At 35.8% G+C, this 19,856-nt stretch carries 22 protein-coding genes and 1 pseudogene; 15 read left to right on the plus strand and 8 right to left on the minus strand.

All coding sequences use genetic code 11. The features are described 5' to 3' along the window. From ACOQN3_RS07990 to ACOQN3_RS08000, 3 genes are all read left to right on the plus strand, one after another. Complete coding sequence (locus ACOQN3_RS07990; protein ID WP_420545947.1) at positions 1–1,269, plus strand: tRNA (N(6)-L-threonylcarbamoyladenosine(37)-C(2))-methylthiotransferase; 1,269 nt, start codon at positions 1–3, stop codon at positions 1,267–1,269. A gap of 72 nt (positions 1,270–1,341) precedes the next feature. Then, entirely contained in the window at positions 1,342–2,289 is a 948-nt protein-coding gene (locus ACOQN3_RS07995; RefSeq protein ID WP_420545948.1) for a cell division protein FtsZ, read from the plus strand. A gap of 19 nt (positions 2,290–2,308) precedes the next feature. Further along, entirely contained in the window at positions 2,309–2,668 is a 360-nt protein-coding gene (locus ACOQN3_RS08000; protein ID WP_420546617.1) for a pentapeptide repeat-containing protein, read from the plus strand. Between the two features lie 2 nt (positions 2,669–2,670). Here ACOQN3_RS08000 and ACOQN3_RS08005 read toward each other — a convergent pair. From ACOQN3_RS08005 to ACOQN3_RS08015, 3 genes and pseudogenes are all read right to left on the minus strand, one after another. Next, positions 2,671–2,898: pseudogene (locus tag ACOQN3_RS08005) on the minus strand (50S ribosomal protein L31e); the annotation flags it as partial. Beyond that, complete coding sequence (locus ACOQN3_RS08010; RefSeq protein WP_297592946.1) at positions 2,899–3,057, minus strand: 50S ribosomal protein L39e; 159 nt, start codon at positions 3,055–3,057, stop codon at positions 2,899–2,901. It abuts the pseudogene before it with no gap. Between the two features lie 37 nt (positions 3,058–3,094). Next, positions 3,095–3,646: an NUDIX hydrolase gene (locus ACOQN3_RS08015; protein WP_420545949.1), complete on the minus strand. Its 552-nt coding sequence runs from the start codon at positions 3,644–3,646 to the stop codon at positions 3,095–3,097. 73 nt (positions 3,647–3,719) lie between these two features. On the opposite strand from ACOQN3_RS08015, the gene ACOQN3_RS08020 reads away from it, so the two are divergent. Further along, a complete protein-coding gene (locus ACOQN3_RS08020; protein ID WP_420545950.1) occupies positions 3,720–4,469 on the plus strand; it encodes a 5,10-methenyltetrahydrofolate synthetase in 750 nt (249 codons plus the stop codon). On the opposite strand, the gene ACOQN3_RS08025 is transcribed toward ACOQN3_RS08020, so the two are convergent. Continuing rightward, positions 4,451–6,964, minus strand: a complete 2,514-nt coding sequence (locus tag ACOQN3_RS08025; protein ID WP_420545951.1) for a dihydropteroate synthase — start codon at positions 6,962–6,964, stop codon at positions 4,451–4,453. The genes ACOQN3_RS08020 and ACOQN3_RS08025 overlap by 19 nt on opposite strands. A 32-nt stretch (positions 6,965–6,996) precedes the next feature. After that, entirely contained in the window at positions 6,997–7,962 is a 966-nt protein-coding gene (locus ACOQN3_RS08030) for a homocysteine S-methyltransferase family protein (protein WP_420545952.1), read from the minus strand. 103 nt (positions 7,963–8,065) lie between these two features. On the opposite strand from ACOQN3_RS08030, the gene ACOQN3_RS08035 reads away from it, so the two are divergent. After that, a complete protein-coding gene (locus ACOQN3_RS08035; protein ID WP_420545953.1) occupies positions 8,066–9,166 on the plus strand; it encodes an MFS transporter in 1,101 nt (366 codons plus the stop codon). A gap of 10 nt (positions 9,167–9,176) precedes the next feature. On the opposite strand, the gene ACOQN3_RS08040 is transcribed toward ACOQN3_RS08035, so the two are convergent. From ACOQN3_RS08040 to ACOQN3_RS08050, 3 genes are read right to left on the minus strand one after another with little or no spacing between them, the layout of a single operon-like run. After that, entirely contained in the window at positions 9,177–9,935 is a 759-nt protein-coding gene (locus ACOQN3_RS08040) for an ABC transporter permease (protein ID WP_420545954.1), read from the minus strand. Between the two features lie 3 nt (positions 9,936–9,938). Continuing rightward, the gene (locus ACOQN3_RS08045; RefSeq protein ID WP_420545955.1) at positions 9,939–10,703 is read right to left on the minus strand and encodes an ABC transporter ATP-binding protein; all 765 of its coding nucleotides are present in this window, start codon (positions 10,701–10,703) and stop codon (positions 9,939–9,941) included. Next, positions 10,704–11,729 carry an ABC transporter substrate-binding protein gene (locus tag ACOQN3_RS08050; protein ID WP_420545956.1) on the minus strand — a complete coding sequence of 342 codons (1,026 nt, stop codon included), beginning with the start codon at positions 11,727–11,729 and terminating at the stop codon, positions 10,704–10,706. Positions 11,730–11,852: 123 nt separating this feature from the next. Here ACOQN3_RS08050 and ACOQN3_RS08055 point away from each other — a divergent pair, with 123 nt between their 5' ends. The 10 genes from ACOQN3_RS08055 to lysX (ACOQN3_RS08100) all read left to right on the plus strand — a co-directional run bounded on the left by ACOQN3_RS08055 (position 11,853) and on the right by lysX (ACOQN3_RS08100) (position 19,853). Continuing rightward, on the plus strand, positions 11,853–13,052 hold the full coding sequence (locus ACOQN3_RS08055; RefSeq protein ID WP_420545957.1) for an argininosuccinate synthase: 1,200 nt from the start codon (positions 11,853–11,855) through the stop codon (positions 13,050–13,052). After that, the gene (gene lysW/argW / locus ACOQN3_RS08060) at positions 13,049–13,216 is read left to right on the plus strand and encodes an alpha-aminoadipate/glutamate carrier protein LysW/ArgW (RefSeq protein WP_420545958.1); all 168 of its coding nucleotides are present in this window, start codon (positions 13,049–13,051) and stop codon (positions 13,214–13,216) included. The genes ACOQN3_RS08055 and lysW/argW (ACOQN3_RS08060) overlap by 4 nt, the downstream gene beginning before the upstream one ends. Next, positions 13,216–14,073: a lysine biosynthesis protein LysX gene (gene lysX, locus ACOQN3_RS08065; protein WP_420545959.1), complete on the plus strand. Its 858-nt coding sequence runs from the start codon at positions 13,216–13,218 to the stop codon at positions 14,071–14,073. Before lysW/argW (ACOQN3_RS08060) ends, lysX (ACOQN3_RS08065) begins: the two co-directional genes overlap by 1 nt. Positions 14,074–14,101: 28 nt before the next feature. Beyond that, a complete protein-coding gene (argC, locus tag ACOQN3_RS08070; RefSeq protein WP_420546618.1) occupies positions 14,102–15,148 on the plus strand; it encodes an N-acetyl-gamma-glutamyl-phosphate reductase in 1,047 nt (348 codons plus the stop codon). A gap of 2 nt (positions 15,149–15,150) precedes the next feature. Beyond that, a complete protein-coding gene (locus tag ACOQN3_RS08075; protein WP_420545960.1) occupies positions 15,151–15,954 on the plus strand; it encodes a [LysW]-aminoadipate/[LysW]-glutamate kinase in 804 nt (267 codons plus the stop codon). Continuing rightward, positions 15,947–17,128 carry an aspartate aminotransferase family protein gene (locus ACOQN3_RS08080; RefSeq protein WP_420545961.1) on the plus strand — a complete coding sequence of 394 codons (1,182 nt, stop codon included), beginning with the start codon at positions 15,947–15,949 and terminating at the stop codon, positions 17,126–17,128. Before ACOQN3_RS08075 ends, ACOQN3_RS08080 begins: the two co-directional genes overlap by 8 nt. Further along, positions 17,115–17,534 carry an HTH-type transcriptional regulator LysM gene (lysM, locus tag ACOQN3_RS08085; RefSeq protein ID WP_420545962.1) on the plus strand — a complete coding sequence of 140 codons (420 nt, stop codon included), beginning with the start codon at positions 17,115–17,117 and terminating at the stop codon, positions 17,532–17,534. The genes ACOQN3_RS08080 and lysM overlap by 14 nt, the downstream gene beginning before the upstream one ends. 116 nt (positions 17,535–17,650) lie before the next feature. Further along, the gene (locus ACOQN3_RS08090) at positions 17,651–18,817 is read left to right on the plus strand and encodes a LeuA family protein (RefSeq protein ID WP_420545963.1); all 1,167 of its coding nucleotides are present in this window, start codon (positions 17,651–17,653) and stop codon (positions 18,815–18,817) included. A gap of 23 nt (positions 18,818–18,840) precedes the next feature. Continuing rightward, entirely contained in the window at positions 18,841–19,008 is a 168-nt protein-coding gene (gene lysW/argW / locus ACOQN3_RS08095; protein ID WP_420545964.1) for an alpha-aminoadipate/glutamate carrier protein LysW/ArgW, read from the plus strand. Beyond that, positions 19,005–19,853, plus strand: coding sequence for a lysine biosynthesis protein LysX (gene lysX, locus ACOQN3_RS08100; RefSeq protein ID WP_420545965.1), 849 nt, complete (start codon positions 19,005–19,007; stop codon positions 19,851–19,853). The genes lysW/argW (ACOQN3_RS08095) and lysX (ACOQN3_RS08100) overlap by 4 nt, the downstream gene beginning before the upstream one ends. The last annotated feature ends 3 nt before the right edge of the window (positions 19,854–19,856 follow it).

The following is a 19,856-nucleotide window of genomic DNA, read 5'->3' on the forward strand; positions in this document are numbered from 1 at the left end:
ATGGCAAAAATTTTTGTAGAAGCCTATGGATGTTCTGCAAGTTTTGCAGATTCTGAAATGATTTCAGGTTTAGTAGTAAATGGAGGACATACATTAGCAAAAGATGCAACTGAGTCGGATCTCAATATTGTGGTGACATGTTCAGTAAAAGATGCAACCGCAAATAAAATGATAAACAGAATCAAGTCGCTAAAATCAAGTCCATTAATTGTAGCTGGGTGTCTCCCAAAGGCAGAAAAAGATAGAGTTGAAAAATTTACAGATAATGCCAGTTTATTAGGGCCAAACTCTATTGGGAAAACCCTTCAAGTGATAGATTCAACTTTGAGAGGAGAGAAGCATGTTGCATTAGAAGATTCAGATTTGACCAAAGTGGGACTTCCAAAAGTCAGATTGAATCCAACAGTGGGAATTGTTGAGATTGCAAGTGGATGTATGAGCGAATGTACTTTTTGTCAAACAAAAATATCAAAAGGAGATCTTTCAAGCTATAGACTTGGGGACATAGTAAGACAAGTACAAACAGAAGTAAAAGATGGATGCAAAGAAATTTGGTTGACTTCAACAGATAATGGCTGCTACGGATTTGACATTGGGACAGATCTACCATCATTGATCAATTCAGTAGCAGACATTCCAGAAGACTTTATGATCAGAGTAGGGATGATGAATCCAATGTATATGCCAAGAATAAAGAAAGACTTGGTTCAAGCCTATGAAAATGACAAAGTCTTCAAGTTCCTGCACATTCCAGTACAAAGTGGAAGTGACAAAGTTCTTCACGATATGAAAAGAGGACACACATCTGAGACTTACAAGGAAACGGTAAAGAAAATGAGAGAGAAATATACAGATTTCACTATTTCAACTGATATTATTGTGGGATTTCCTTCAGAAACAGAAGATGATTTTGAGGAAACTGTAAACCTATTAGATGAAACAAAGCCAGACATAGTAAACCTATCAAAGTACAGTGCACGACCCGGAACAGATGCTGCCACATGGAAACAAATCGATGTAGGAGAAATTAAGAGAAGAAGTAAGATTATTTTTGAACAGATCAACAAAATATCTCTAGAGAACAACAAAAAGTGGATCGGATGGATAGGAAAAGTTCTATTTGATGAAAGCATCAACAATGAAATCAAAGGAAGAAATTTTGCTTACAAACCTATTTCAGTCAAGAACAATGTAGAGATAGGCCAATATCACACAGTTAAAGTCACCGATGCCACCACAAATGGGCTCATTGGAAAGATCGCAAGCTAAATTTTTTAGATCTAAAATTTGATTAAAAAAACGTAAGAAGGTTTTTTATCCAAATCAAGAAAAGAAACTGAAATGAGTGTCGAACTAAAAGAACCAGTTTTAGTAATAGGCCTAGGAGGAGCAGGCTCAAAACTTGCTAAAAGAGCAAAAAAATCACTAGATTCAGAATGCCTTACAATAAGCAATGACAATAATGATTTTTCAGCAGAGAATAAATCAATACATATTTCAACAAAATCAATCATAAATCCATCAGTTCAACTAATCAGAGGTTCAACATATCAAGCAGAAGATGAGATAAAATCAGAGATTGCGAGATATTCTACAATAATACTAATTAGTAATTTAGCAGGAAAAGCAGGATCTGCAATGGCTCCTGCAATATCAGATATGTGCAAAGAACTAGAAAAAACTCTGATTTCATTTGCAATCATGCCTTTCAAATTTGAAAAAGATAGAATATTCAATTCAGGAATCACCTTAAGGAGACTAAGAGAGAAATCAGAATGCACAGTAGTATTGGATAATGATTCGTTATTAGAGAGCAATCCAGACTTGAATGTTAAAACTTGTTACGAAATAGGAAATTCTGCAATGATGCACGTAATAAAATCGCTTAAAACAACAAAGATTTCAGAAGACAACATACTGACTACAAGTAAAGATAGTCAGAAGATAGAAGAATCACTAAGAGACTCTTTAAAGATGCTATATGGAGAAACAAATCCAAGCGCTATCAAGAGTGCAATACTATATGTCACAGGAGGAAGTAACATTCCAATTGGAGTAATTAACTCAATCACAAATCTGACAAATGGAATTGTGAATGAAAGCAACACACAAGTGGACACCACCTCAACTTCAGAAGAATCAAAGGTAGTTATGTTATCAGCAGTTCAAGGAATGAGAAAATTTGATAGTTACGATCCACTAAATGTTATTCCAGAAGAAAATCAACTGGATTGGTCTTCTCCAGAGTGTAGTATCGATTACAAATTGGACTTGTATCAATTAGAATAACAAAATTGAGAATTTTAAAATAAATTACTTTTTAGATTCTTTAGCTGGTTCTTCTTTAGCTGGTTCTTCTTTAGCTGGTTCTTCTTTAGCTGGTTCTTCTTTAGCTGGTTCTTCTTTAGCTGGTTCTTCTTTAGCTGGTTCTTCTTTAGCTGGTTCTTCTTTAGCTGGTTCTTCTTTAGCTGGTTCTTCTTTAGCTGGTTCTTCTTTAGCTGGTTCTTCTTTAGCTGGTTCTTCTTTAGCTGGTTCTTCTTTAGCTGGTTCTTCTTTAGCTGGTTCTTCTTTAGCTGGTTCTTCTACTTTATCGGAGATTTTTTTTTCATCCTTATCTGGAACAACTTTGGCTTCAACTTCTTCATCATATCTGGAAACAAGAACATAACCCTCATCTGTTTTGCTCATGCGGACTCTTATTTTTCTTGGAGGATTTCGAACTCCCCTAGACCAGACTTGGTGAGCCAAGTCTTCTTCAATTTTAATTTCCTCAGTTTTCATATGATGACGAGCAAATTCTTTAATCATATTGATAGCCCTCACGGCACGGTGTTGAGATTGCGAAAGCAAAACTTTACCCAAATTAATCGTATAAACACGTTCTAAATCCTGAGACATCTATCCTACCTCCACATCAGTTGATCTCCAAGCTCTGCGTTTTGGATTTGTTCTAACTCCTCTCTTTGTCTTAAGAATTATCCAAGCTGGTACTGGTGATGCCTGTTTAGTTTTCTTTAACAGACGAATCTTTCTTGGAGACGACTTACGTGCAGCCATAAATGTTCAGGCACGAAGAGCTCTTTTTAAATGAATCTCAGGAATGAAGAAGATTTTGTATCTGCTTTAAGATCCTTGCGGAGGCACCCCATACAATTTGGTCTCTGTACTCGAATATATGCATCTCCTGAATTATGTTGTGAGAAGGATCGGGATCAACTGCCATTGTCTTCAAAAAAGACTCTAAGGGTATGTGAAGGATAGTTTCGACCTCAGAATTAGGAGTCAAAGAAGGGATTTCATTCAATACTGAAACAAAAGGTAAGATAAGAAATCCAGAATTGAGAGTAATTACAGGTTTTAATTGACCTATCACCTGTTCTGGATCTACATCCAATCCGATTTCTTCCCGAGTTTCTCTTAAAGCAGTATTCAAAAGATCAGAATCAGAAGGATCCAGTTTCCCGCCTGGAAACGAGATTTCACCTGCGTGAAAATTCATATGTTTTGGTTTTTCTGTCATTACAACGTGTGGTTCATCACCATAGATGACAACCAATACAGATGCCAATCGATATCTTTCATCAAAATTCAAGATAGGATCAATACTACTTGAAAGTCTAGATTTTATGTCGGTTAATATCACCATGATCGCTCTTTTCTATTATTACACATAGGTTTTGATATTCAAAGGTTTTAACCAAGATCGAAAAATTGACAATATGACAATTAGGTATGAAGCAAATCCACCTAAAATTTTACCAGAAGTAGACATCAACATTTCAATTACAAAATTCGTAGAAAAAATAAAGACCATATCAAAAAATTGTGATGCAATACATCTAACTGAAAACGTGTTAGGATTTCAGAGAGTATCACCAATTACAGTAGGAAAAATTATCAAAAGGGAAATTCCGGACAAACCAATTACTGTAAGTCTAAGAGTTAGAGACAAAACAGAAGAAGAAATTTTGGAATTTGTTGATAACTGTATAGCTATTGGTATTTCTGGAGTTTTGATATTAATGGGAGATCCTTCACAAACAGGAAAACAAGATTCAGGTCAAGTTCCAAGTTCAGTCGTAACTAAATTAAAAGAACAAAAAATAGATTCAAAGATAGACCTCTATCTTTCAATTTCAAATAATCCAGATTTCTCAAAGATCAACAAGAAATTAAAAGCAAATCCAAAGGGTTTCATGACACAGGTAGTTCACAACATAGAGCAAGTAAGAAATCTTTCAGAAAATCTAAACAATTTTTCAATTATTCCAATAGTGTTATTTCCATCTGAAAAAAATGAAAAGTCAGCAAAATTTTTGAATCTTAAATTAGAATCATATAGAGAAAAATTTGAAGAGTTGGTAAACCAAATACAAGAGATTACTGGAGACATTCTATTAACATCACCAAATGATTTTAACGGTTTGAATGATTTTTTAAAAAAAAATAGTCAAAGTACAAAATACTGAGCACTTGGATGATGCACCACTATTGCTGCAGTTGATTGCTCAGGGATTATTTGTCCGGATTCAGTTAGTTCCATACCAGATATTTCAGGGTGTAAAAGTTTCCAGACCAGATGATGTTGAGATACATCAGGGCAGCTAGGGAATCCCCAACTATAACGCAAGCCACCTTTTTCCAGTTTCAATTCAGATTTTATCCTTCGATTTGTCCATTCAGCTAATGCTTCTGCTACTTCAACTGCTAAACCATGAAGGTAATATGCATCAGTGTATTTGTCATCTTTATTCCATTTTTCAATTATTTCTGCAACTTTGTTGCCAACAGTTACTGCTTGAAACGCAACTACATCATCAGAACCAAAATAGTCAGTCAGACATAGGTGTTCAGGTCGGCTAGAACGAGGAAAATCAAACTCAATTTGGTTACTTTGGTCCTCCGGATTTTCAACTACTAGTTTACCGTTAATATCATGACATTTGAAAAATCCATAAACAATTTCGGGTTCAAATAGATTATCTTTTGATATTCTAATTTTCCATTCTTCTAGTAATTTTTCGTGTTCTTCCTGAGATTCAGAGCCAGCTTTTCCTCTTAGACCCCAAGATAATTTAAACAGAGATTTTTTGTCTATTAATTCCCAAACTTCTTCCATGTTAATTTGATCTTTTTTAAGTCTAATAGGAATACCAAGATTTGTAACATCAGGAGGAGTTACAGGTTGAATACTACTTCTTGGAATATCTTTTGGATCAATTACAGAAGATGATTTTTCCTTCCATTTTTCTAATTTCTGTTTCCATTCTTTTAGAAGAGAATCTTTTTCATCTGAAATCAACACATCCATGGTTTTCAATCCCTCAAACATGGTGTTGCAGTAAAAAACACCAGATTCATAGATGCCACCATCTTTGGCAATCCTATTTATGTAATTACTGTTAATTGCAGCGCCACCACATAAAATTGGAATATTCATTTTATTTTCCCTAGCATGTTCAACAAAAAATTGCATCTGTTTTGAGGTAGAAACAAGAAGTGCAGATAAGCCAATTGCATCTGGATTTACTTCATCAATTTTTTCTAGAAATCTTTGCAGTGGAACTTGTTTGCCTAAATCATATACAGTGTATCCATTATTTTGGAAGATGGTTTTCACAAGATTTTTTCCAATATCGTGTACATCACCATAAACTGTTCCTAAAACCAATTTTCCTTTGCTTGTACCTTCTTCTTTGAGCAAATATTTTTCCAATTCTCCAACAGCTGCTTTCATGCATTCAGCAGATTTGAGAACAAAAGGCAAGATAAGTTCACCAGCACCAAATTTATCGCCTACTTCTTTCATTGCAGGCAACAAATCTTCATTCAGTGTTTGAAGCGCGCCATCATGTGTTATTTCTGGAGGAGCATCTATCGAGAGACGGTTTTCTTCACCATCTAGGCGTTTAACCAAGTTTGGTTTACCTATTTTTTCTGCTATAGATGAGACAACATCATCTTGGATTCCATCCTTTAGTCTGTTGATAATTCTAAAATTGGCACGTTTACCAGGTGGCCAAGAAGGATCAACATCAATTTTTTTTGCATTAGAAGTATTTTGAGAACCAAGTTTTTCAAAATAAGAAATCAAATCAGACAAGGCATTGGTGTGAGTATTAAAGATTAGATCTTCTGCAAGCTTTTTCTCTTGTTCGTTTATTTCCCCATAAGGAATTATTTCTTTGGCATTAACAATAGCAGAGTCAAGACCAGCCTTTACTGCATGATACAAGAAAACAGAATTGAGAATTTTTCTAGCATAGGGTACTAGGCCAAAGCTGATATTACTTAGACCTAGCGTGGTAAAAGAATTAGGAAACTTTGTTTTTACTAGACGAATTCCTTCTAACGTATTTTTGCCTGCATCAAGAAATTCTTCCTCTCCCGTTGCAAGAGTAAAGGTAAGAACATCAAAGATAAATTGTTCAATTTTCAGTCCATATTTTTTTCCCGTCTCATAAAGTAATTCAGCAGTATCAACTTTTTGTTGAGGAGTTTTGGCCATTCCATTTGGTCCAATACACAACGCAATAGCAGGCAGACCATACTTAGACATTAGAGGAGCTAATTTTGAAAACCTGCTACCGTCACCTTCTAGATTAATTGAATTGATAATAGGTTTTCCTGGAATTTGTCTTACAGATGCTTCTATTACATCAGGATCAGTAGAATCGATGACAAGAGGAGCTTCAATTTCCAGACTTAATCTTTTTACAAGATTTAGCATGAATTCTTTCTCATCAGAACGCTCTGTAGTGGCCACACATACATCAAGACAATGTGCGCCGTCCTCTGTTTGAGTTCGGGCTAGATCTATTAAACCATCATAATCATCTCCAAGTACAAGTTGCTTTGCCTTACGAGAACCTTGTGTGTTAATTCGTTCTCCAATGATCAAAGGAGCAGGGATTTGTTTTAGATCAACTGCCTTCATTGCTGAACTTACTCTAGGCGTAGACAATGTCGTAAGGTCACATTAGTTTTTGTAAATACTTAACCATTAGAAGGGTTGTTGGCTCTTTTGTCAATTACTTTGCGTAGGACTTTGATGTGCTCAGGATTTGTTCCACAACAACCTCCAATTATCCTTACTTTTTTGTATTTATCAAGAAAATCACCTAATGCATGACCCATTTTTTCGGGGGTCATTTTATAGACAGCTTGTCCTCCTTCATTTTCAGGCATTCCTGCATTTGGAACCACTAAGATATCATGATCATTTTGATCATCTAGCCAGCGAACACTTGGATTCATTTCAATTGGTCCTGTAGAACAATTTAGGCCAAACACATCAATGCCCATATCAGAAACCGTAGTGTAAGCAGATTGGACATTTGTTCCAAGTAGCATTTTCCCATATTGATCCAAAGTGGTGTTTGAGATGATTGGAATCTTTTTTCCCAAATTCTTCATGGCCTCATGACACGCATTAATTACTAATTTTACTTCAAGAATGTCCTGACTGGTTTCAATTAACAAGGCATCAACGCCACCAAGAATCAACCCCTCTGCTTGCAGTCTAAAAGATTCTTGAATTTCATCAAGAGGCTTTTGCCCTAAATCAGGATCAGTGGAGCTTGGAAGAAATCCAGAGGGTCCCATTGAACCTATCACATATCGTGGTTTGTCAGAATACTCATCACACACTTCAGATGCCAATTTTGCAATCTTTTTGTTAAATTCAATTGTTTGATCACCAAACCCATATTCATCTAATTTAATTTTGTTTGAACCAAAAGAATTTGTTTCGATACAATCTGCACCCGCATTCAGGTAATCACGATGAATTTGTTTAATCCATTCTGGGTGAGTTAAGACCAATCCATCATTGAACCCATCTTGATTATTTGGAAAGTCTTCAGGTTTTGGATTATATTTTTGAATTTCAGTTCCCATTGCCCCATCAAAAAGCAAGATGCGATTTTTCAGCGCATTGAGAAATGGTTCTTTTTGAGTCAATTTGATTCGAATAAACTACGACGCCGTTTAATTCTTTTTAAAATATTAACAATCATTTCATAAATATGTTGAAATTAGGTTAAAACAGAATGTAATTACATTTATGCAATATCTTCAAGTAAATAATTTAGTTCGTAGTGCAACCTTTTTTCAACATGCTGGAATATCAATTGTTTTTGTTTTCATGCCGATTATTGCAAAAGGCGTCACTGATTCCATATTTGAGATAGGGCTTCTTGTAGCATCTTTTAGTTTTGCACAAATTTTATCAGAGATATACTTTGGAAGACATTCAGATAAGAAAGGCACTAGGCTCAAATTTATCAGAATTGGTTTTATAGGATGTGCCGTAACTTTTGGATTACATTACTTTGCAGATGACCTAACATTACTATTCCTAGCAAGAATAGGAGCAGGGATTGCAAGCGGAATAATGATTCCAGCAATGATTGCTTATGCATATGAAGCAAACATCGACAGAAAAAAGGCAGCTACAGTATTATCATTTCATGCTTTAGGATGGCTTGCAGGAATTGCTGCTGCAGGTGCTGCAAATGATCTTAAATTGATTTTTTTGATTAGTGCTGCATCATTTGTGGTAGGGTTAGTTTTTACTGCAAGACTTCCAAACCCAACACAAGAAAAAGAACTACAGCCAGGAACCACAAAAAAAGTCATTTCAAAAAATAAATTTCTATTTCTTGCATTACTTCTTAGACATATAGGGGCTGCGGCAGTTTGGACAATTCTTCCAATAATGTTGATGGAGAGATTAGGTGCTGAACTTTATCAGATATCAGTAGTATATGTTGCAAATACCCTAACTGCATTTGTTTTGATGAATTTGATGGCAAGTAAGATAAATCTCACAAACATAACCAAATTTAAGATAGGTATTGGCGGCACTACATTTGTTTTTGTAGGATTGGCTTTGATTACAGATTGGTGGATGGCTATGCCATTCATGTCACTTGTAGGAGCTACATGGGCATTTTTGTTTATTGGTGGGAATTTTCATCTAATGGAAAACAATCCACGTTCTACTTCAACGGGTATTTTTAGTTCAACATTATCAATATCAACAGTAGTAGGACCAGTAATTGCAGGTGCTATTGCATTTACTTTTGACTATGTTGCAGTAATATATTTTGCAATTGGAATCATAATATGTGCATTTGTGGTTTCATTAAAAATTAGAAAATAAAAAATAAAGTTTATCGGAGTCCCCAACGAGACATGACTTTGTTTTCTAGACGTTGGAAAACTACTCCATCAACAATTAATCCAATCACCATTATGACAAGCATTATTGCAATTACTTGAGACACATCATTTAACGACCGTCCTGCTCCAAGTAGAAATCCTAAACCCAAATATGCAAACAGTAATTCCGCGCCAATAACACCTCGCCATGCAAATGCCCAACCTTGTTTAAAACCAGAAATCATGTATGGGAATGCCGCAGGGATCAAAACACTAGTGATTAACTGACTTCCTTTAGCACCCATGTTTCGAGCAGCTTCAATAAAATGAGGATCAATATTTTTAACTCCAGTATACGTGTTTATCGTCACTGCAAATATAGCCCCAATGGCAGTGACAAAAATAATGCCAGCATCGTTGAACCCGTACCAAAGTATACCCAGAGGCACCCAAGCAATAGAAGGAATTGATTGTAATCCCAATACCAATGAACCCACAGTTTGGTTGACAACTTCGACTCTTGCCATAAAAATTCCCAGAATAATGCCTCCGCCAATGGCAATTGCCAATCCAACAGACAATCTCAACATACTAGTTCCAATTCCATAAAACAAACTCCCATCAGCTGCGCCATATGCCAAGTCTTCTGCTACTTCATAAGGAGAAGGAAAAATATTATCAGGCCATATTCCAGACATTGCAATAATCTGCCACACTGCAATTAAGCCTATGTAAAATGCAATTCTGTGAGGAGAGTAATTTTTAGCCATTTCTCACTCTTTGCTTTTTTTAACCTCAGGTCGTAGTTCTGTTAAAATGTCCTGTTGGAATTTTACTAATAATTCATCCTCTGAAACTCTAGGTCTTGGAAAATTATTCTCGATTTCTTTTTTTATGGTTGATGGTCTGTTACTAAAAATAGAGACTTTAGTCCCAAGCACAGCAGCTTCAGACACACTGTGTGTAACAAATAAGATAGTTTTCTTTGTTTTTTCCCATATCAGTTGCATTTCAACTAGTAACAAATCCCTAGTTTGAGCATCAAGTGCAGCAAAAGGTTCATCCATAAGCAATACATCCGGATCCATAACCAAAGCTCTTGCAATAGCAACACGTTGTTTCATTCCAGTTGAAAGCTGATAGGTGTAAGAATCTGCAAATTTGGTCAGCTGCATCATATCCAAATATCGATGAGATATTTTTGCGCGTTCATCTTTTGGGATTCCTGCCATTCTCAATCCAAATTCCACATTATCTTGAACTTTCAACCATGGAAATAAGGCACCCTCCTGAAAAACCATTATCCTGTCAGGACCAGTTTCATTTACGGGTTTTCCATCAAACAAAATTTGTCCTTCATCAGGTTGTTCCAGACCTGCAACAATACGTAGAAAGGTAGATTTGCCACATCCAGAAGGACCAACCAAACATACAAAATCACCAGCTTCGACTTTAAGATTCACTCCTCCTAATGCCTTTAATTTATGAGAATCATGATGAAAATATTTTATAATATTTTTTGCCTCTAGTTTTGCCATCTAATTAGTCTCCTCTAAATCAGAATTTGAATCATCGTAATAAAAAAGACCAGACAAGTCGTAGTCATTTCTTCCAAGATATCCTAAATCATCGGCTTTTTTGGCAAAAGAATAAACAGAATTCGAAATTGGATCAGAGGTTATTTCTATATTAGATAAAGCAACATCCACAACTTCATCAGACAGAGACTGTCCTAGATAAGACTCCAAAAAAGAATTAAAAATTATTCTGGTTTCAGTAGGATTTTGATTAATCCAAGAAGCAGTTTCATGATGAGAGGACAAAAAATTGGAAACGACTTCAGGATTTTTGTCAGCATAATTTGAATTTACTATCAAAAGAACAGATGCGAATTGATTATTTGGCCAAAGTTCTTCTTCATGAAAAAGTCGTTTTCCATCAAGTTCATTTTCTAAAATTGTGGCCCATGGTTCTGCAACCCATGCTCCATCTATTTCGCCTTTGACAAATAATGTGTAAATGTCAGGATTAGAAATATTGTAAACAACTACTGAACCACCTAGTTCAGCAGGTTTTAAGCCATTATCAGAAAGATAGTGTCTCAATGAAACATCTTGAGTATTTCCAATTTGAGGAGCTGCAATTTTTTTATTAGTAAAATCAGAAGCAGAATTTATTTCAGAATTTGGATGCACTATAAAACTTGCACCACCACTTGCAGCACCTGCCAAAATTTTTATATTTTTTTCATTTGAATTTAGGAATCCATTGATTGCAGGTCCAGGACCAACATATGCAATATCAAGAGAATTTGCAAATAGGGATTCTATTACCTGAGGACCACTGTCAAAAATCCTTGTTTCAATAATGGTACCATTTCCAATATTTTTTTCAAAAAAACCATTCTCAACACCAACAATCGGAATTGCGTGACCAATATTTGGAAAATATGCTATCCGAACTTTGTTTTGTAGGTCACCTTCATCAGGATTAAGAGTGATACTCAAAGTAAAAATTGAAATCATGCCAACCAACCCAATTAAAATTAGTGATTTGGTTTTCATAAAACAGCGTTATATTAGGCGGTTAAATAATCATCGAATTTTAGCTCAAGCTAGGCCATAAAAAATTGTAAGAACTCAACAACACAAAAGATAAATTCGAAAATGAAACGGAAGTAATGTTTTATGACAAAAAAGGGAATTCTTGCATTTTCTGGAGGACTAGACACATCAGTTGTTGTGAAATATCTACAAGATGAACATGACATGGACGTCATTACAGTAACAGTTGACGTAGGACAAGGAGAAAATGCAAAAGAGATTGCAAACAAAGCAAAGAAGTTAGGAGTAAAAAAGCATTACAACATAGATGCCAGAAAAGAGTTTGTCAAAGATTACATATTTCCATCAATTAAAGCAAATGCCCTTTATCAAAAAAAATATTGTCTTGCTACAGCACTTGCAAGACCATTAATCGCAGAAAAAGTTTTAGAAATTGCAAAAAAAGAGAAGGTAAATTCACTAGCACATGGTTGTTCTGGTAAGGGCAATGATCAGGTTAGATTCGACATTACATTACGTTCAGGATCAAGATTACCAATTATTGCGCCAATTCGAGATAAGAATTTAGACAGAGTTACAGAGTTAAAATTTGCAAAAAAACATGGAATCAAAATAGATTCAGTAGCAAAAAAGTTTAGCATAGATCAAAATTTATGGGGACGGGCAATCGAAGGAGGGGTTCTAGAGGATCCATTCAATGAGCCGCCTGAAGACGCATTTATTTGGGTCAAGACAAAGAACTTGCCAGACAAGCCAACATATATCGAGATAGAATTTGAGAAAGGGATCCCAACCAAAGTAGACAAAACAACTATGGATTCTCAGAAATTAATAGAGTACATTAACAAAAAAGCAGGAAATGTAGGAGTAGGAATAATTGATCATATAGAAGACAGAGTGGTAGGAATAAAATCCAGAGAAGTGTATGAAACTCCTGCTGCAACATGTTTGATTGAGGCTCATTCAGATTTGGAAAAAATGGTACACACAAAACATCAAAACAAATTCAAATCTTTGATTGATGATGAATGGGCATATTTGACGTATTCAGGACTTTGGCAAGATCCACTTAAGGCAAACTTGGATGGATTCATTGAAGATTCCCAAAAAACAGTCTCAGGAACTGTAAAACTCAAACTATACAAAGGAAGTATGAGGGTGGTAGGAAGAAAATCCAAGAATTCACTATACAGTCATGAAATTGCAACATATGGAACAGAATCAACATTTGACCAGAGATTGGCCAAAGGATTTGTTGAATTGTGGGGAATGCAGTCAACAGAAGCTAATAAATTACAAAAGAAAAGGTCAACAAAAACATGAACTGCCCAGAATGTGACGCAGCATTAAACATCCCAGATGATGCCTCAGTAGGAGAAATAGTCTCCTGTCCTGATTGTGGAGCTGACTATGAAATTGCCAAAAAAGATGGATCAAACGTTGAGCTAAAGCAAGCAGAAAGCGTAGGCGAAGACTGGGGAGAGTAATGTCAAAAGTATGTATTGTGTTTGACCGCTTGAGAGTGGAAGAAAAGATGCTTCAAAAAGAAGCATCACAGATGGGGCACGATACAACGATGCTAGATGCAAAAACAACCCAAGTGAACACAGATAGCAAAAGAGACGATTTTGACTTTGGAGATGTTGCATTAGAAAGATGTGTAAGTTATTTTAGAGGATTACATTTTACTGCCAGTTTAGAATTTATGGATGTTCCAGTATTGAACAAATTTGATGTAGCAAGTGTATGTGGAAATAAGATGTTCATGACATTACAACTTAAAAAAAATAACATACCTACACCAAAAACATATTTCTCATTCTCAAGCGAAGGCGCAACTGAAAATCTAGAAAAAATAGGATATCCACTAGTAATAAAACCAGTAATAGGAAGTTGGGGAAGAGGAGTACTTCCAATAAAAGATAAGGATACAATGGATGCAATTTTTGAAATCAGAGGAATTACAGACAACCCACACGACAGAATATACTATTTACAAGAATTGATAAACAGACCACCACGAGACATCAGAGTCATAACCATAGGAGATAGGCCAGTTGCAGCAATGTATAGAAAATCATCGGGAGGATTTAAGACAAATATCGCACTTGGTGCAGACCCTGAACTTTGTGAGATCACTCCAGAAATGGAAGATCTGGCAGAGAAAGCTTCAAAAGCAGTAGGAGGAGGAATTTTGGGGATCGATATGATGGAGGACGAAAAAAGAGGCCTAATAGTACACGAAGTCAACAATACCGTAGAATTCAAAGGATTAGCAAAAGTTGCACAGGAAAATATTCCCAAAGAAATGATAAAATTTGCTTTAGACTACATTAGGAAATAAATTATACTCCTTTACGAGGAGTTTTATGATGAAAGTAGGAGTTGTAGGAGCATCAGGATATGTAGGAGGAGAAACGTTACGTCTTTTGGTAAATCATCCAGATGTCGAGATAACCATGGTCACATCACGTCAACACGTAGGGGAGTACCTACACAGAATACAACCAAGTTTGAAAGGATTCACAGATCTGACTTTTTCAGAATTGGATTATGACAAGATAACTGACAAATGTGATTTAGTATTTACTGCAGTACCTCACGGAACTGCAACGGAAATTGTAAAGGCACTATATGATAGAGGTGTAAAAATAATTGATCTAAGTGCAGATTATAGATTACATAATCAAGACGCATATGATAAGTGGTATGGATGGGAACACCCACATCCAGATTATCTACCAAAATCAGTTTTTGGAGTACCTGAGCTACACAGAGAAGATATCAAAAAAGCTCAACTAGTCTCTTGTCCTGGATGTATGGCAGTTACATCAATGTTAGCATTAGCACCATTAATTAGAAACAACATTATTGATACAGAGCACATTGTTGTAGATTCAAAAATAGGATCATCTGGAGCAGGATCTGGTTCAGGTACAGCACATGCAATGAGAGCAGGAGTGATTAGACCATACAAACCCGCAAAGCATAGACATACTGGTGAAATTGAACAAGAACTTAGTGAAATAGCAGGTAAAAAAGTTCGAGTGTCCATGAGTCCACATGCAGTAGATGTAGTCAGAGGCATTCTGTGTACAAATCACACCTTTCTGCAAAAATACATGGATGAAAAAGAACTTTGGAAATTATATCGTCAAACATACGGAGAAGAGAAATTTGTAAGATTAATTCGTGACAAGAAAGGATTGTACAAGTTCCCAGATCCAAAATTCTTAGTAGGTTCAAACTTTTGTGATATTGGATTTGACTTAGATGAAGACAATAATAGATTAATTGCATTGTCTGCATCAGATAATCTCATGAAAGGTGCAGCAGGTTCTGCGATTCAAAATATGAACGTGATGTGTGGTTTTGATGAAATGGATGGACTGAGATACACCCCACTCACTCCGGTTTAGAAATGATCACTATCAAGATTGGTGGAAGTGTAGTAGATAATTTACATCCAACAACAATTGCAGATATCAAAAAAGTAGCAGAATCTGAAGGACTTATTCTGGTTCATGGTGGTGGAAAGGAAGTCACAAAGGTTTGTGAACAACTAGGAAAAGAACCAAAGTTTGTTACATCCCCAAGTGGAATCAAGAGCAGGTACACAGACAAAGAGACTGCAGAGATCTTTACAATGGTAATGTCAGGTAGAATCAACAAAACAATTGTCCAGATGCTGCAAAAAAATGGGATTAATGCAATAGGACTGTCAGGGGTGGATGCCAAAATCATAGAAGCAGAGAGAAAGAAGAAACTGTTGATTGTTAACGAGAAAGGCCGAAAACAGGCAATTGATGGGGGTTATACAGGAAAAATTAGAGAAGTGAATTCGAAATTCATAAGAACTCTATTAGATCAAGGTTTAACCCCAGTTATTTCCCCAATAGCAATTAGTGAAGATTCAGAATTTCTAAATGTAGATGGAGATCGTGCTGCAGCATATGTAGCAGGTAAAGTTGGTACAGATAAAGTACTATTCATTACAAATGTAGATGGATTGTTAATGGATGACAAGCTGGTATCAAAATTAACATTAGAGGAAGCAAAAGAAATAAGGCCAAAAATCGGTCCAGGAATGGAGAAAAAAATTTTGGCATCAACTGAAGCATTAGATATGGGAGTGAAACAAGCTTTAATTGCAAATGGGCAAAAAGAAAATCCTATTTCATCAGCAATTAATCATGAAAATTGTACAGTGATTGAACATGAGTGAAGATCAATTTATGGGAAATCTTTACCAGAGATTTCCAGTTACAATAGAAAGAGGAGAAGGAGCTCATGTATGGGACACAGACGGTAAAGAATACATAGATTGTATGGGAGGATATGGAGTAGCGTTAGTTGGACATCAAAACCAAAAAGTAAATGATTCAATAAAAAAACAAGTTGACAAAATCATAACAGTTCACAGTTCATTATACAACAATACGAGAAAAGAATTTTTAAAAATTCTAACAGATTTAGCGCCTAAGGGATTAACTCAAGTACATCTTAACAACAGTGGTGCTGAAGCAATCGAAGCAGCCATAAAATTTGCAAGAAAATTCACAGGTAAAAAAGGAATGGTAGCAATGAAAGGATCCTACCACGGAAAATCTTTTGGAGCACTCTCAATCACATTTAACCCAAAGTACAAAAAAGCATTCAAACCTCTTGTAGAGAAAGTTTCATTTGCATCCTTTGGAGACATTGAATCTCTACGAGAGATAATTGATGAAGATACAGCATTTGTAATTTTAGAACCAATCCAGGGAGAAAGTGGGATTAACGTTGCACCTGATGGATTTTTACAGGATGTAAGAAAGTTATGTGATGAGAAAGGAATTTTGTTAATTTTTGACGAAATTCAGGCAGGTTTGGGGCGAACGGGACGATTATGGGCATGTGATCATTGGAACACAGCACCAGATATTCTATGTCTTGCAAAAGGAATTGCAGGAGGAGTGCCAATGGGTGCCACCCTAGTAAAACCAGAAATTTTAGCTTCGATGAATAAAGGAGAACACTCTTCTACATTTGGAGGCAATCCATTGTCATGTGCAGCAGGAATTGCGGCACTCAGATCAATAACAGAGGAAGGATTGATTGAAAATGCAGAAAAAATGGGCAATTTGTTCAGAGAAGGGTTAGAAGAATTAAAGAGTAAACACACCATGATAAGAGAAATTAGAGGGAAGGGCCTAATGATTGGAATTGAGATGAAGTTTGAGATACGAGATATTTTAATGGAGTTGATAAATCGAGGCATACTTATGTTATACTCTGGAAGAAATATTCTAAGAATTCTCCCACCTTTAGTGATATCAGAAGAAGACATAACAAAAGTTTTACATGTTCTTGATTCAGTATTAACCGCAGAGGAAGAAAAAAGAAATGTACAAGGATAAAATCGATGAAAAAATAATTAGATATCTAAAAGAGGATTCAAGAGAATCATTTGTCAATATTGGAACGAAGCTAAAATTATCAGAATCAGCAGTAAGAAGACGAGTAAAAAATCTAGTTGACAACGGCGTAATTAAGAAATTTACTCTAGAATTAGGAGAAGAAAATGCAACAAGTGCAATCGTGCTTGTATCAGTGGATTCAACAACTGACACATCCAAAGTTTCGTTAAAGCTAGCAAAATTAGAAGGTGTAAAGACAGTTTATGAAATAACTGGGCAATATGACATTACTACGATAATAAGTGCTTCAAGCATAGGGGAAATTAACAATACCATAGATGCTCTAAGAAAAATTCCAGGAGTCGTAGATACAAATACAGTAATCATATTAAGGAAAGTTCTCTAAGACGACTTTCGTTTTGCCAGTACGAATTAAAACTAAATTAGCATAATTTTGAAGTGAAATCAACGAATTTAGTACGAATATATTTATATTCTCAAAATCGTTAAACGATTTCTGTAATGAAAGATCCAAATCACTATGCAAATATCTACAACTCTTATGATAAAAATCCAAAGAAGATAAGAGTTCTAGACAGTACACTAAGAGAAGGAGAACAACATCCAGGAGTTTCATTTACAAACAAACAAAGAATCCAAATTGCATGGATGTTAGATTATTTTGGAGTAGATCAAATTGAAATTTCCCCAGTAGTTTCAGATGATCATAAAGAAGCTACAAAGACAATAATCAAACAAGGATTAAAAGCAGATATCGTTTCTCATGGCCGTGCTCTAAAATCAGATATCGATGTTTCTTTAGATTGTGATGCAGAATGGTGTGCAGCCTATCTGGGAATTTCAGATATTCACTTGAAAGACAAATTGCGAATTTCACGAGAAGAGGCACTCAACAGAGCTGTTGAAACAGTGGAATATGCAAAATCCCACGGCCTTAAAATCAGATTTACAGTAGAAGATGGAAGCAGAGCAGAACCTGAATTCTTACTCAAAGTATGTAAAGCAATAGAAGGAGTAGGAGTAGATAGAATCAGTCTTCCAGATACAGTGGGGATTTTACGTCCAATTGGGATGTACAATTTTGTTAAAAAAGTCAGAGAAGTAATTGATGTACCATTAGATGCACACGTTCATAATGATATTGGGTTTGCAGTTGCAAATGCGTTTTCAGCATGCGATGCAGGAGTTGATCAAATTCACACAACTATAGACGGAATCGGAGAAAGAACAGGAATTCCACCACTTGCAGAGGTAGCAGTAGCATTAACATACTTGTACAAATCTCCAAATGATTTCAGACTGGATATGTTACTTGATTTATCACGATTAATAGAAGACTACACATCTATCAAGCCTTACGATTCAAAACCCATAGTTGGGTCATCTGCGTACAAACACAAAGCAGGTACACATCTTGCGGCAATACTCAGAAACCCTGCCGCTTATGAGCCAATACCTCCAAGAGCAGTAGGAAATAGAAGAAGAATCGTGTTTGGGGAATTAGCAGGAAAAACAGGTGCAGCATACTTGATGTCATTGTTAGGACTCGAGAAAGACGATGAGCGTGCCAAAGCAGTAGCATCAGGATTAAAAGGATTAAGAATGGGAGATCTTATCGAAATACCATTAGAAGACAGACTTGAAAAAAAGATAATTAATGATAAATAAAGAGGGAGGTGTAAGGATAAAACATGTCAAAATGTGAAGAATGCGATGCAGAAATTTCCATACCTAACGATGCAGTCGAAGGAGAAATTGTAACGTGTCCAGAATGTGGAGCAAGTTTTGAATTAGCAAAAGGTTCAGAAGGTTTCGATCTCAAGCCTGCCCAAACGGTTGGCGAGGATTGGGGACAGTGAATCCAGACGTCACTATTCTTTATGATAGCGTTCGTTGGGAAGAAAAAGCTCTGTTAGAAGCAGGAAAAAAAAAAGACATCAATATCCAGATGTTAGACTGTAAAAAACTATCATTAGATTTAGAAAAAAAACCAGAAGAGTATGGAACAGTTATTCAAAGATGTGTAAGTTATTACAGAAATATTCATTCAACTGCAGCTTTGGAAGGATTAGGAGTCAAAGTTATCAATTGTTTAAACACAGGAGTATTTGCAGGAAATAAATTATTCACACATATGTTATTGAAAAAATATGGAGTACCAACACCGGATGCAACTGTTGCCTTTTCAAAAGACTCAGCACTTCAGGCATTAGAAACCCAAGGATTCCCAAAAGTAATCAAACCTACTGTAGGTAGTTGGGGAAGATTGATTTCAAAACTAAATGATATGGATTCAGCAGAGAGCATCATCGAGAGTAGAGAGACCATGTATCCAATATACCAGATTCATTATCTAGAAGAATTTGTTAAGAGACCACCACGAGATATCAGAGCCATCATGGTAGGAGACAAAATAGTAGCAGCAATATACAGAACTTCAGGAAATGGAAATTGGAAAACAAACATGGCATTAGGAGGAGTAGCAGAACCTTGTAAAGTTACACCAGAGATGGAAGAAATGTGCATCAAGGCAAAAAAAGCAGTTCAAGGAGACATTGTAGGAGTAGATTTGATGGAAAGTGATGAAAAAGGATTAGTTGTTCATGAGGTTAACAATACTACAGAATACAAAAATACAGTGAGAGTATGTGAGACAGATATTCCTTCATTGATGTTAGACTACGCAATAAATATTGAAAAGTGAGAA

The organism is Candidatus Nitrosopumilus sp. (assembly GCF_965223225.1).
Lineage (GTDB): Archaea > Thermoproteota > Nitrososphaeria > Nitrososphaerales > Nitrosopumilaceae > Nitrosopumilus.

What these genes read in the sequence shown, in the direction of transcription:
- ACOQN3_RS08020 (WP_420545950.1), top strand. Translation starts at nt 3,720, where the DNA reads ATGACAATTAGGTATGAAGCAAATCCACCTAAAATTTTACCAGAAGTA.
- ACOQN3_RS08010 (WP_297592946.1), bottom strand. Translation starts at nt 3,057, where the DNA reads ATGGCTGCACGTAAGTCGTCTCCAAGAAAGATTCGTCTGTTAAAGAAA.
- lysW/argW (WP_420545964.1), top strand. Translation starts at nt 18,841, where the DNA reads ATGTCAAAATGTGAAGAATGCGATGCAGAAATTTCCATACCTAACGAT.
- ACOQN3_RS07995 (WP_420545948.1), top strand. Translation starts at nt 1,342, where the DNA reads ATGAGTGTCGAACTAAAAGAACCAGTTTTAGTAATAGGCCTAGGAGGA.
- ACOQN3_RS08035 (WP_420545953.1), top strand. Translation starts at nt 8,066, where the DNA reads ATGCAATATCTTCAAGTAAATAATTTAGTTCGTAGTGCAACCTTTTTT.
- ACOQN3_RS08090 (WP_420545963.1), top strand. Translation starts at nt 17,651, where the DNA reads ATGAAAGATCCAAATCACTATGCAAATATCTACAACTCTTATGATAAA.
- lysM (WP_420545962.1), top strand. Translation starts at nt 17,115, where the DNA reads ATGTACAAGGATAAAATCGATGAAAAAATAATTAGATATCTAAAAGAG.
- ACOQN3_RS08055 (WP_420545957.1), top strand. Translation starts at nt 11,853, where the DNA reads ATGACAAAAAAGGGAATTCTTGCATTTTCTGGAGGACTAGACACATCA.
- ACOQN3_RS08015 (WP_420545949.1), bottom strand. Translation starts at nt 3,646, where the DNA reads ATGGTGATATTAACCGACATAAAATCTAGACTTTCAAGTAGTATTGAT.
- ACOQN3_RS08075 (WP_420545960.1), top strand. Translation starts at nt 15,151, where the DNA reads ATGATCACTATCAAGATTGGTGGAAGTGTAGTAGATAATTTACATCCA.
- lysX (WP_420545959.1), top strand. Translation starts at nt 13,216, where the DNA reads ATGTCAAAAGTATGTATTGTGTTTGACCGCTTGAGAGTGGAAGAAAAG.
- ACOQN3_RS08045 (WP_420545955.1), bottom strand. Translation starts at nt 10,703, where the DNA reads ATGGCAAAACTAGAGGCAAAAAATATTATAAAATATTTTCATCATGAT.
- ACOQN3_RS07990 (WP_420545947.1), top strand. Translation starts at nt 1, where the DNA reads ATGGCAAAAATTTTTGTAGAAGCCTATGGATGTTCTGCAAGTTTTGCA.
- argC (WP_420546618.1), top strand. Translation starts at nt 14,102, where the DNA reads ATGAAAGTAGGAGTTGTAGGAGCATCAGGATATGTAGGAGGAGAAACG.
- ACOQN3_RS08040 (WP_420545954.1), bottom strand. Translation starts at nt 9,935, where the DNA reads ATGGCTAAAAATTACTCTCCTCACAGAATTGCATTTTACATAGGCTTA.
- ACOQN3_RS08050 (WP_420545956.1), bottom strand. Translation starts at nt 11,729, where the DNA reads ATGAAAACCAAATCACTAATTTTAATTGGGTTGGTTGGCATGATTTCA.
- ACOQN3_RS08080 (WP_420545961.1), top strand. Translation starts at nt 15,947, where the DNA reads ATGAGTGAAGATCAATTTATGGGAAATCTTTACCAGAGATTTCCAGTT.
- lysW/argW (WP_420545958.1), top strand. Translation starts at nt 13,049, where the DNA reads ATGAACTGCCCAGAATGTGACGCAGCATTAAACATCCCAGATGATGCC.